At 59.8% G+C, this 10,880-nt stretch carries 10 protein-coding genes and 1 pseudogene; 5 read left to right on the forward strand and 6 right to left on the reverse strand.

The features are described from left to right. Window positions 1-79: 79 nt before the first annotated feature. Together CV770_RS39130 and CV770_RS39135 are read right to left on the reverse strand one after the other, a co-directional pair. On the reverse strand, window positions 80-1,456 hold the full coding sequence (locus tag CV770_RS39130; protein ID WP_245453992.1) for a T6SS phospholipase effector Tle1-like catalytic domain-containing protein: 1,377 nt from the start codon (window positions 1,454-1,456) through the stop codon (window positions 80-82). Window positions 1,457-1,715: 259 nt separating this feature from the next. Then, window positions 1,716-1,919 (reverse strand): hypothetical protein, encoded by a 204-nt coding sequence (locus tag CV770_RS39135; protein ID WP_146101444.1) that lies wholly within the window; start codon window positions 1,917-1,919, stop codon window positions 1,716-1,718. A gap of 300 nt (window positions 1,920-2,219) precedes the next feature. On the opposite strand from CV770_RS39135, the gene CV770_RS39140 reads away from it, so the two are divergent. The 3 genes from CV770_RS39140 to CV770_RS39150 all read left to right on the forward strand — a co-directional run bounded on the left by CV770_RS39140 (window position 2,220) and on the right by CV770_RS39150 (window position 3,798). Next, window positions 2,220-2,516, forward strand: coding sequence for a hypothetical protein (locus tag CV770_RS39140; RefSeq protein WP_091959627.1), 297 nt, complete (start codon window positions 2,220-2,222; stop codon window positions 2,514-2,516). Window positions 2,517-2,737: 221 nt separating this feature from the next. Then, on the forward strand, window positions 2,738-3,016 hold the full coding sequence (locus CV770_RS39145; RefSeq protein ID WP_091959630.1) for a DUF1488 family protein: 279 nt from the start codon (window positions 2,738-2,740) through the stop codon (window positions 3,014-3,016). Window positions 3,017-3,249: 233 nt separating this feature from the next. Further along, on the forward strand, window positions 3,250-3,798 hold the full coding sequence (locus CV770_RS39150; RefSeq protein ID WP_245453993.1) for a hypothetical protein: 549 nt from the start codon (window positions 3,250-3,252) through the stop codon (window positions 3,796-3,798). 330 nt (window positions 3,799-4,128) lie between these two features. Here the strand turns inward: CV770_RS39150 and ftsZ are convergent, their stop codons facing one another. The 3 genes and pseudogenes from ftsZ to CV770_RS39170 form a co-directional block, all read right to left on the reverse strand. After that, on the reverse strand, window positions 4,129-5,385 hold the full coding sequence (ftsZ, locus tag CV770_RS39160) for a cell division protein FtsZ (RefSeq protein ID WP_104466118.1): 1,257 nt from the start codon (window positions 5,383-5,385) through the stop codon (window positions 4,129-4,131). A 51-nt stretch (window positions 5,386-5,436) separates the two neighbouring features. Then, complete coding sequence (locus tag CV770_RS39165; RefSeq protein WP_201760239.1) at window positions 5,437-6,048, reverse strand: hypothetical protein; 612 nt, start codon at window positions 6,046-6,048, stop codon at window positions 5,437-5,439. A gap of 154 nt (window positions 6,049-6,202) precedes the next feature. Then, window positions 6,203-6,349: pseudogene (locus CV770_RS39170) on the reverse strand (phospholipase effector Tle1 domain-containing protein); the annotation flags it as partial. 268 nt (window positions 6,350-6,617) lie between these two features. Here CV770_RS39170 and CV770_RS39175 point away from each other — a divergent pair. Next, window positions 6,618-8,216, forward strand: a complete 1,599-nt coding sequence (locus CV770_RS39175; RefSeq protein WP_161500083.1) for a HamA C-terminal domain-containing protein — start codon at window positions 6,618-6,620, stop codon at window positions 8,214-8,216. Then, window positions 8,213-10,345, forward strand: coding sequence for a DEAD/DEAH box helicase (locus CV770_RS39180; RefSeq protein WP_104466121.1), 2,133 nt, complete (start codon window positions 8,213-8,215; stop codon window positions 10,343-10,345). Before CV770_RS39175 ends, CV770_RS39180 begins: the two co-directional genes overlap by 4 nt. Window positions 10,346-10,458: 113 nt before the next feature. Here CV770_RS39180 and rpmB read toward each other — a convergent pair whose 3' ends face one another. Further along, window positions 10,459-10,770, reverse strand: a complete 312-nt coding sequence (rpmB, locus tag CV770_RS39185; protein ID WP_104466122.1) for a 50S ribosomal protein L28 — start codon at window positions 10,768-10,770, stop codon at window positions 10,459-10,461. Window positions 10,771-10,880 lie beyond the last annotated feature (110 nt).

The following is a 10,880-nucleotide window of genomic DNA, read 5'->3' on the forward strand; positions in this document are numbered from 1 at the left end:
CGCGCGCAGCGCGAGCGGGGTGGGGTGATCTCTCCGCACGGGCAGTGCGGCCGCGGAGAGACTGTCACCCCACCCCGTCTCACATTTCGCTGCGCTCCATGTGAGCCGACCCTCCCCCTCCAGGGGAGGGTGGCAGCGTGCCCAGATCCCCTTGCTCGCCCGGCCCCACCGGCATCGGCACCGTGACGTAGTCCTTCGGAAAATTCACTGGCCGATAATCCGGCTCCACGGCCATCCGCTTCAACACGCTCTCATGCACATGCGCGCCTTCGGGGATGGGGCGCGGCTCGCAATCGGGGATGTAGAAGCCGAGAAACACCTTGCGCTCCGGCCACTCCTTGTACTTTGCGCTCTTCGGCAGATATTCCAGCAGCCGCCAGCCCGCCGTCATCGAATTGTGCAGCACGCCCGTCTTGCCCGTGTAGGCCGGCTCGACATATTGGAACGGTGAGTTCTTGCGCTGGATGCCCCAGGCGAGCTGCTTGATGGTCGCCGGGTTGAAGTTCAGCCCCGCCTTCTCCGCCTCCGTGATCATCCAGATCAGCGGATATTTCGAGTCCCCGCTCTCCGCTTCCGGATAGCCGCCGCCGACGTCGCTGTGCACGCCGGCGAACCACACCTGCAAGATATCCTGCGGCACCTTCTTCTCGTCGGGCACATACCGGTTGCTCCAGAACTCCTGCGGCTCGCAGTACTTCTTGAGGCGGAACATGCAGCGCCGCTCGTCGATCGCGATCGCCTGCCGGAAAATCCTGACGCTGGGGTTGCGCAGCGTGAAGGCGAGCTCCTCCAGGCTGAACAGGAAGAAGAGATTGTCGCGCCGCGGCACGATCACGCTCGCCACGGTGTCCCACACGCCGATGAAGTGGATGGTCGGCCAGCGCGTCGAGGTGATGCGCGCGAACTGCGCGGCGAGATCGAATTGGTCCTTCGGCAGCGGCCCCTGGTCGTCGAAGGCGACGTCGCTGAGATCCTCGACGTCGTTGCCGCGCCCGGTGCCGGAATATTGCTTGTAGGCGACGAGGCCCGAGCCTGCGAGGTTCGCCTGCTCCGGCCTGATCAGCCCGACCTTGTGGATCAGCCCCGCCAGCACGCGAACCGTGTAGGCCCCGCGCGAAAAGCCGAACAGGAAGATGCGGTCGCCCGGCGCGTAATGCTCGACCAGGAAGCAATAGGCCGACAGCACGTTGTCATCGAGCCCGTAGCCGGTGGCGAGCCCCAGCACCAGATTGATATTGGCCTTGAGCCGGTGCCACGTCGTCGGCTCCGTCACCGTGCCGACCCCGGGATCGTAAAACACCATCTGCCGCGGCTGTGTCCTGTCCGTCTTGCGCAGGCAGCGATAGAGCTTCAGGACGTTGGAGATGTTCTCCGAAATCTCGTTGCCGGTGCCGTCACAGCAGATGACGAGGTTTTTCGGCTCGGGTTTGGGAACGGTGGTGTGGGCGTGCTCCACGAGGTGCGCCTCCGGGTGATACTACCGAGGCGAGTATAGCGGAAAAGCGCGACGGAGAAGAGACGCAAGGAGCGTCCCCTCTCCCCTTGTTGTGGGAGAGGGTGGATCAATCGCGCTCCGCGCGATTGAGACGGGTGAGGGGTCTGTCACCGCGCATGAATCTCTCGCGACAGAATTCCCGGAAAAAACCCCTCATCCGCCTTGCCTTCGGCAAGGCACCTTCTCCCACAAGGGGAGAAGGGAAGGCAGCGCCTGCGCCCTACTTCTTCTTCCCCTGGCCGCCGATCTCAGGCTGCCACGCCACGTCCTTGCGGCTCGGTGCCGCGGCGATGGCCTTGGCTTTGTCCTTCTTCGGCTTCTTGATTTCGCGATTGCTGCGTTGCTGTCCCTTGGCCATGATTTCCGTCTCCTGTGATGGGTTGACTTCATCCGGTTCGGCCGAGCCGCGCAACGTCACCGTCAATCATCGGTCGATGCGCGATAATGCAGCAACCCTACGCCTGCGGCAGGGCGATTGCGAGGACTAACGCATCGGCGCCGGCCTGCGGCGTTGGCGCCGGCGGCGGGGCGACGAATGTGCTGGCTATCGTCCTGCAACCGGCGCATGCTTGGCACCGCGGTGTCGGCTTGGGGGCACACTTCGCGAAAAGCAGGCGTGCATGACCATCCGCTCGCGGCACGACATCATGACATCCAGGCATCCGTTCCGCCTCGGCCCGATAGATCCCGCCGACGCCACAACGCATCGAGGCAAGCGCCATTCATGACTGACATCCCGGTCGATCTCGACAAGCACCGCGGCATGGCCGCGCAGAAGGCGACAGATCTGCGCCGCGCGCTGGCCGAGGTCGAATCCCAGGTCAGGGATCTGCGCGAGCGCGAGGCCGAACTGGAAAACCGCATGCTGACGGTGCCGGCTGTGTCGTGGCCGGAGGCTGCGGTGAAGGCGCGCCATCTGCTCAACCTCTATGCCGCGAGCCTGCCCGTGGAAGACACCCGCCACCGCGCGCTGGTGGCCGCGCTGTTCGACGATTTCGTCCGGCTCAGCGGAGAGGCGTAGGCCGCCTTCGGCGGCCGTTCTAAAAGGCGCTGAGGCCGGCCGCTGCACAATGTCGTCCCGGACAAGCGAAGCGCAGATCCGGGATCCATAGCCACGGAAGTGGGTTGTTGCAGATGCTCGTGCCACAGCGTGCTTGAATCAAGCCGACCGGGTCATTGGTCCCGGCTCCCCGTGCGCAATGACGCACCAGGCCGGGACGCGCGCAGTACAGGAGTAACCCCATGACGCTCACCAGCGGCCGCTTCATCGGCCACGAACAGGACCGCGGCATCGTCCAGTTCTCGATGCAGGACGGCGCCACCGAGATCGCCTGTGCGATCTCGACCTCCGCGATGGACGACCTCGAGCGCGGCCCGCGCGCCAGACCCGCCGAGCGCGAAGCCCAGTTCATGCGCCTGCGCGAGCGCATCGAGGCCTGCGTGGGACGGAAGTATCAGGCAACGGAGTTCGAGGGCACCCCGCCGGGGATCGTGCTGCGGAGCATCGATTTTCGGGGGTAGGGGGGAGCCTCGCAGGTACCGAGCCCCATTGCCCCATCATCTGTTGATATTAACCACTTGTTAACCATGCGGTTGCCTAATGTTGACATGGGGGGATCACCATGTCGGCCCATGTGACGCGACCGAAGTTGATGCCTGTTTCGGCCGATCCGGCCATCCGGTCGGTGGCGAGGCTGGCGGTTCGCGCCAGGGCCGTCCTACAGGGCAAAGCGCCTGTCCTACGGAGCAAAGCCATGTTCGGAAAGGACGACTTAGTGGACAATCTCAGCCGCGATCTCGATCGCGCGCGCGGACGACGCGATGCGCTCGCATCCGAAGCCACGACCCTGACGGCGCAGATCGCCGAAATCGAAGCCCGCCTTTCGGAAGAGAAGAAAAGGCGGGAGCGTGAGCGCGTCCTGAGCGAGATCGAAATGATCAAGACGCGAGTCAAGCAAGCCGCCGGCGCGTTTGCGCCCGTCGTCGACGGTCTCTCCAGCGCGATCGAATCGGCTGCGGCCGTCGTGCCCGAGGCGCGCGAGCTCAATAGTTTCCTCGTGTCGGTGGCGACCGAGATCGACAGCGTGCTCGATCCCCTTCTGCGCGAACTGGATCAGCGTGCGGATGCGGTGCGATCCGGACAGGCAGCGCTGGACTTGCCGAGTTCGGCCGTTGAAGCGCCGCCGGTCGAGCTGCCGAAAGACACCAACGAACGCCTGCTTCGCTTTCCGGCCTGGCTGTCGCGCGACAAGGAACCGGAGAAGAAGGAAACCGCGGAGAGCCCGCGCAGCACAGCGGCGTGAAGCATCGGCGGCTGGCCGCTTTCCCTTCTCCCCTTGTGGGAGAAGGTGGCGCGAAGCGCCGGATGAGGGGTATCTCTCCACGAACTCACTGCAATAGCTTCGCGCGGAGAGAACCCCTCACCCGGCTTCGCTATCGCGAAGCCACCCTCTCCCACAAGGGGAGAGGGTGGAAAGTTGTTGTTTTACTCCGTCATTCCGGGGCGCGCCTCTTGGCGCGAGCTACGATGCGCATTGCGCATCATAGCTAGCAATTTCATCGCGCCCCCGGGATGACGACCTGTTGTTGGACTCCGTAGTCGCCACGCAATCAACCGCGGCTCTCGCCACCCCTCAGTTGGCGGCGCGGCGCAGGAAGGCCGGGATATCGAGAACGGCCTCGTCGGGCGCATTGCGCGCAGCGGCGCGGCCGTAAGGATCGAGCGGCCGGTCGGCCGCGTGGCGCGCATGGTCCAGACCCGGCCGTGCCGGTGGCCCCACGGGGTGGTGCGGCTGCGGGCGGAGCGGCGGGCTGCCCGGTTGCGGAACGGGTGCGCTACGCTCGATGCGATCGGCGATGCGGCGGCTGTCGTTGCGCAGCCTGCCGGCGAGCTGCGTGAGGGCGGTTTCCACCGGCAGCGCCTGCGCCGGGTCGAGATTGTCGATACCGGTCGCCACCACCGAGACGCGGACGATGCCTTCGAGGCTTTCGTCAAAGGACGCGCCGACGATGATGTTGGCGTCCGGGTCGGCCTCGTCGCGAATGCGGCTGGCCGCTTCGTCGACCTCGTACAGCATGAGATCCTTGCCGCCGGTGATGGAGATGATGAGGCCACTGGCGCGCTTGATCGAGGGGTTCTCGATCAACGGATTGGAGATCGCGGCGACGGCGGCGGCGAGCACGCGCTTCTCGCCGGAGGCCTCGCCCCGTCCCATCATGGCCTTGCCCTTCTCCTTCATGACGGAGAGGACGTCGGCAAAATCGAGATTGATCAGGCCTTCCTTGACGATGAGGTCGCTGATGCAGGCCACGCCCGAGTAAAGCACCTGGTCGGCAAGGGCGAAGGCATCGGCGAACGTGGTCTTGTCGCTGGCCACCCGGAACAGGTTCTGGTTCGGGATGATCAAGAGGGTGTCGACCGTCTTCAGCAGCTCCTCGATGCCGGCCTCGGCAAAGCGCATGCGGCGCTGGCCCTCGAAGTAGAACGGCTTGGTGACCACGCCGATCGTGAGAATGCCGAGCTCGCGCGCGGTCCTGGCGACGACGGGTGCAGCTCCGGTGCCGGTGCCGCCGCCCATGCCGGCGGTTACGAACACCATGTGCGCGCCGGTCAACTGATTGCGGATCGCATCGATGGCCTCCTCGGCTGCGGCGCGGCCCAGTTCCGGCTGCGAGCCGGCGCCGAGGCCTGCGGTGACATGTGTGCCGAGCTGGATGAGGTGCTTCGCCTTCGACATGGCCAGCGCCTGCGCGTCGGTGTTGGCGACCACGAACTCGACCCCTTGCAGCCCGGCCGTGATCATGTTGTTGACGGCATTGCCGCCTGCGCCGCCGACACCGAACACGACGATGCGGGCCTTCATTTCATGAATATCGATATTGCCAGCCATTTGTCCCTCGCGATTGGTCCGGCAAGCCGGGATGGAGAAAGTCTTCGAGTGCTACCTGCTAGCCGCGCGGTCTGCTTTGACGATGGCGGCGGCCAGATGTCCCAATCGACGCGCGGCGTGTCCCGGGATCGAGCCGCCCCGGCGATCGCTCCGCAGCGCCGTCACTTCGTCTTCCAGTCGTGCCGCCCACGCATTGGCTGCCATGGTCTCGGCGGTCGCCTGCTGCAGCTCGACGACGAGGCGATCGGCGCGCTCCCGCTCGCGTTCGAACACGGCCCTGTAGGCGGTTGCGACGTCTTCGAGCCGCGCGATCTCCGCCTTGAAGGACTCGGTCTCTAGAGCGTTTTCGAGCGAAGTGGATACCGGTTCGCGTGAAGAAAACGCGTCAGAATAAGAATCTAGAGCCCCGTTCCGACCCCGTCGGAACGGAAATGGCTCTACCGCCTCGATCCTTGCCATGGAGGCGGCGATGGGGTCTGCCCGGCGGGCACGTCGCGGGCGGGGTGTGTACTGGAGCTCGGCGAGATCAACGCTCACCAGGGCCTTGCCGTCATCCGAACGCGAGCGCGGCAGCCGGCGTCGTCGCGCCAGCGACCGCGCGGCCTCGCGCGAGATATTGAGGCGGGCACTGAGATCGGCATAGGTCAACAACGCAACGCACATCGGCGCTTCTCCTGGAGCGAACCGGGAAGGCATTTCGAGCTAATGATGGCTGGACGATTACAGCAGGCTAGGATGCGTTGGTTAATGGACGGTTAACGCGGGCGGGGGGTGTTTACGGGTGCCCGCCACTCTGCGATCCCGGGGGTCGGCTCGGCACCACCTGCCGCGGCTGCATCTTGTCCGTCTTGCGCAGGCAGCGATCGAGCTTCAGGACGTTGGAGATGTTCTCCGAAGTCTCGTTGCCGGTGCCGTCACAGGAGGTGACGAGATTTTTCGGTGCGGGTTTGGCTGGGTGGTCCACGGTAGGCCCCTCCAGGTGATGCTACCGGGGCGAGTATAGCGAAAATTTCGGACGCTGCAGATGGAGCGTACAATGCCTATTTGCGTCCGGCTCCTAAAACGATGCCAACGGCGCCGTAGAACTACGGAATCGTCTTAGGTCCTAAGTCTAGGTTCCTGCGTGTACTTTTCTCCAATGCACCAATAAGTTCTTGCTCAGAATCGCTTTCAACGATTGATTGAAATCATTTAGCTCGTCGGTCCTTCTAACTGCGTACAGGATACATTTCGTGAACGACCTTTCGGACGCTGGCGGCGTCGCTGCTCGGATCGGATTTAAATATCAAGACCACGTCGCGGCCTCGTTTGTTCTGGACATGATCGGCGATCCGAACGTCTTGCAAGTCGAATGCGAGACGAGCGACGATATTACGAGGATCCTTCGCGACAACGGGGCGGAGATTCCCGAGTACGTTCAGGTAAAAACTACGGATCGCGATACGAAGTGGACGTCAAAGGAAATTACAGATCGAGCAAACAAGAAAACAGAAAGCTCTCTCATTGAAAAGTCGCTTTTGGCCGACAAGCACCAGGGCAGTGCGCGCTTCAGAATAGTGACCAGGCGTTCCGTCAACTCTACTCTATCCGCACTGCTTGACCCACTCGAACGACGTGACCCTGCCGGGGAGATTGCTGCTCTAGCAAAGAAACTTAAAGCGAAGCATCCGAAGACGCTCTCGGCGAACGGCCACGATTTGTCCTATTGGACGCTCAACGCAGTGTGGGATGTTCGGTCAGGGCTGGAATATATAGAGCCCCAAAATCTCCAGCTCATCAGCAGGTTGTCTGAGCAGGAAGGCCACAGCCCATCATATTCTCAGGTTAAGCGCATCTATCTCGATCTGCTCAATCTTGTCGATGAAGCGGCAGCCGCAAGCAGGCGCGACAAGACCCAAAAGATAATCACTAGACCTGCAATCCTGACTTGGTGGAATAGCCAGATTGATGTTGTGCAGAAAACTGCGACAGCGCACGCTAAACCCTATCGAACTCGTGGTGCACGCTTTTTTGTCCAAGTTCACGACGTAAAGTATCCCTTAGGGAAACGGCGTTCGCTCGGATATGACGCTCAATACGAGCGAAAAGTCTGGCGATCGGAGCAGCTTTCAAAATATCTCGTCACTTGGATTGCTGAACTTTCATTGAAAGCGAGCGAACTTGTCGAGATTGATCAGCTAAATCTGGGCGAAAAGCTAGAGGCAGGGCTGCGCGCTATTCGCGCTCAACGCAACCTAAATGGCTCAGAGTTGCTTGGAGAAGCGCTGCTTCACGCAATCTTACGCCACTATTTCGGAAGCGAACCGGTCGCGTGCAAGATTTTTCATAGGTCTGTTCTCGGAGACCGAATAACAAGGAATGCACACATCATATGCGATGGTGCCGGCGATCAGCTTTGGCTGGGGCGAACCTATCTATATGATGGAACGAGCGAGAGTGAGTTCTTCGCTAAAATTGTTCGCGAGGTCTCTGAAATTATCGAGACCGAGGTTCTGCAAGAGGAAAAGCAGGCAATAATTCAACTACGAGAGCCCCTGCACTTGAGTTCGAGCGCTTTGTGGAGCGCTTTCAACAAAGGCGCATCGATTGATCGGATGATCGAGATAATTTGTGTACCTGTTTTGATCGCCTACGATAGCGCAGTTCTTCAAGCTGGATATGCCGACGACTATCAGGGTCGGCTCGAAACTGAAATTTCGCGGCTTGCATCTCGCTGTCTTACGACGCTGCCTGAGCGAATCTCGGAAGTCAAAATCCATCTTATCTTTGTGCCGGTCGAGGATTTGTCGGTGCTGACTTCTCGCTTCGAACGAGAGGTTGGACTGTCATGAATTATCATCAAGTCAAAGAGTGGCTCGCTCGGGATGAGCTTCAGCCATCCGAGATGTTCAGTATCCTTAGTGAGATTGCTAGCCAGGTTAACGACAAAAAGACTCATAACGAGGGGAGAGACCTCGTCATTCGGACGCTCGCACGGCGCCATCTCTGCGGTGAATTTGAAACCAAAATCTTGGCATCACTTGTTCGGACAGTCGGACTTTACCCATATCTTTCGCCAATGATCGATGCTGTGGAGGACGAAGACCTCCTAGCCTACGAGCTGCATCGACCGGATGGCCTGGATGCCGTCTTTCATAGTCTGCAAGCACGAATATACTATCAGCTAAAGGCGGGCTCTAACGTTGTCTTGAGTGCATCCACGAGTGTCGGCAAGAGCTTGCTGATCGATGCAATAATAGCTCTAGAGAAGTTCAAAAAGCTGACGATCGTCGTTCCAACGCTCGCCTTGATCGACGAGACTAGAAGACGGTTGGCTCACAAATTTCGAGATCGCTGCAATCTGATAACGCATCCATCTCAAGTGGCTCGCTCGGATAGACAAAACATCTACATACTTACGCAGGAGCGTGTGCGAAAGAGGATTGACCTTTCGAATGTAGACTTCTTCGTCGTCGACGAGTTTTACAAGCTCGATCTGAGGCGTGATGATGATAAGCAGCGTGCAATCGATCTGAATTTAGCTTTTCACCAACTCGCTGCAACGGATGCCCAATTTTATCTGCTTGGCCCGAACGTTCAGGCAATTAAGGGCTTGGACAAATATGAGTTTCACTTCATTCCTTCGGACTATTCCACAGTAGCCGTTGATGTTGTTCAGTTTGATTTGCCGAGAAACGGCGACGATAGGCCGAATAAGCTCGTCGAACTTGCAGCGTCTCTAAATGACTCGACGCTAATTTACTGCCAGGGGCCCGGCAGCGCGACAAAAGTGGCGGCTCGGTTGGTTCGTACTATCGCAGTTAGCAAGGACGTGTCTTGCGCGGCCACTGCGAATTGGATGGCCGAAAATTATCATCCGGAGTGGCAAGCAGTGGAAGCGATGCGGCACGGGATTGGGCTCCATCATGGAGGGATACCGCGTGCGCTTCAGCAACACATGGTACGGATGTTTAATGCAGGCGCGATTAGGTTTCTTATTTGTACGTCGACCCTTATCGAGGGCGTGAACACTGCGGCTAAAAATGTGATTGTGTATGATCGTCGAAGGAATCGAAGCCTTCTCGATTTTTTCACGTACAAGAATATTCAAGGCCGTGCTGGCCGCATGGGTACTTATTTCGTAGGGCAGGTCTACATTCTTGAAAAACCGCCTGCAGATGACGAGGTGATCGTGGAGTCGCCGATTGGCGAGCAGACAGAAGAAACGCCGATCTCTCTGTTGCTTCAGCTAGGCGACAGCGAACTCTCGGAGCTGTCACGTGCGCGAGTAAATGAAGTCATAGAAAGCAGCTTTCTTTCCGCCGAAACGCTGCGCCTCAACGGATCAATTGACCCTGATGTTCAGAATAAGGTCGCGCGAAAGGTTTATGACTTGCTCGCCAATGGGGACACGACGCTTATCTGGCGCGGTTTCCCAAAGCAACCTCAGTTGATCGCTTCTTGCGAATTGATCGTCGATGAATTGGCGGGGCCTCGTTTGCGAGACCTTGGCATTACCTCCGGAAGAGAACTGGCCTGGCATCTAAATACGCTCAGTCGGGCAGAGGGGCTCACTGGCTATTTGCGAGCGGTGGCGGAAGGTGCACGGGCGGGACAATCGATTTCAGACAGAGTCGATCAGGCCTTAAAGATCGTGCGTAATGTGGTGAGTTTTCAATTCCCGAGAGATTTAACTGCTCTGAATGCGATAATCGCGGAGATTGCGGAGCGCCTTGAGGTTGCCAGGCCTGACTACGGTGTCTATTGCGAGGCAGCCGAGAATCTATTTCTACCTTGGACAATCGCGGCGCTGGACGAGTATGGGATACCGATTCAGATTGCGGCGAAGCTCTCTCCATATCTGAACCGGAGGGATCTTGATGTTACTCTTAGTGAGCTCCGCAGACTCGATTTAAGCCAGATAGAGGCTCTTTCGGAGTTCGAGCGTGCACTTGTGTCCTCCGTTCAAGTGTCGATCTGAGGACCCCCATAAACAAAAACGGCCGGATCTTCCGATCCGGCCGCAACGCAAACTCTACTTGGCTAAGCCTACGCCACGCGACGCAACTTAGCCCCCGCCCAAACCTGAAAAACTTAGCTGGCCTTCTTGGCCGGTGCAGTCGTCGGGCCGACCTTCTTCTGGATGGCGCGCTTCAGCTCGAGGGCGCGCGGCGACAGCAAGTCGGCCTTGGCCTTGAGCAGGAAGGCGTCGAGGCCGCCATTGTGGTCGACGCTCTTGACCGCGTTGGTGGAGACGCGCAGGCGCACGTTGCGCTCCAGGGCTTCGCTGATGAAGGTCACGTTGACCAGGTTCGGCAGGAAGCGGCGCTTGGTCTTGATGTTGGAGTGGCTGACCTTGTGGCCGACGAGGGGGCCCTTGGCCGTCAGTTCGCAGCGGCGAGACATGGCATAATCCTTAAGTTCGATCCCCCAACGATTGCGGCCGCCATTCTGGGCGCCACGGGGGCTAATTCTGTGTCCTTGCAGGGAGCGGGCGGACGTATAGGGGGGAAGGG

It is taken from the genome of Bradyrhizobium sp. AC87j1, from assembly GCF_002936975.1.
Classification (GTDB): domain Bacteria; phylum Pseudomonadota; class Alphaproteobacteria; order Rhizobiales; family Xanthobacteraceae; genus Bradyrhizobium; species Bradyrhizobium shewense.

Bases quoted from the DNA above. Each gene is read 5' to 3' on its own strand.
- CV770_RS39140 (WP_091959627.1), top strand. From the start codon at position 2,220: ATGACTGACATCCCGGTCGATCTCGACAAGCACCGCGGCATGGCCGCG.
- CV770_RS39145 (WP_091959630.1), top strand. From the start codon at position 2,738: ATGACGCTCACCAGCGGCCGCTTCATCGGCCACGAACAGGACCGCGGC.
- CV770_RS39150 (WP_245453993.1), top strand. From the start codon at position 3,250: ATGTTCGGAAAGGACGACTTAGTGGACAATCTCAGCCGCGATCTCGAT.
- ftsZ (WP_104466118.1), bottom strand. From the start codon at position 5,385: ATGGCTGGCAATATCGATATTCATGAAATGAAGGCCCGCATCGTCGTG.
- CV770_RS39165 (WP_201760239.1), bottom strand. From the start codon at position 6,048: ATGTGCGTTGCGTTGTTGACCTATGCCGATCTCAGTGCCCGCCTCAAT.
- CV770_RS39180 (WP_104466121.1), top strand. From the start codon at position 8,213: ATGAATTATCATCAAGTCAAAGAGTGGCTCGCTCGGGATGAGCTTCAG.
- rpmB (WP_104466122.1), bottom strand. From the start codon at position 10,770: ATGTCTCGCCGCTGCGAACTGACGGCCAAGGGCCCCCTCGTCGGCCAC.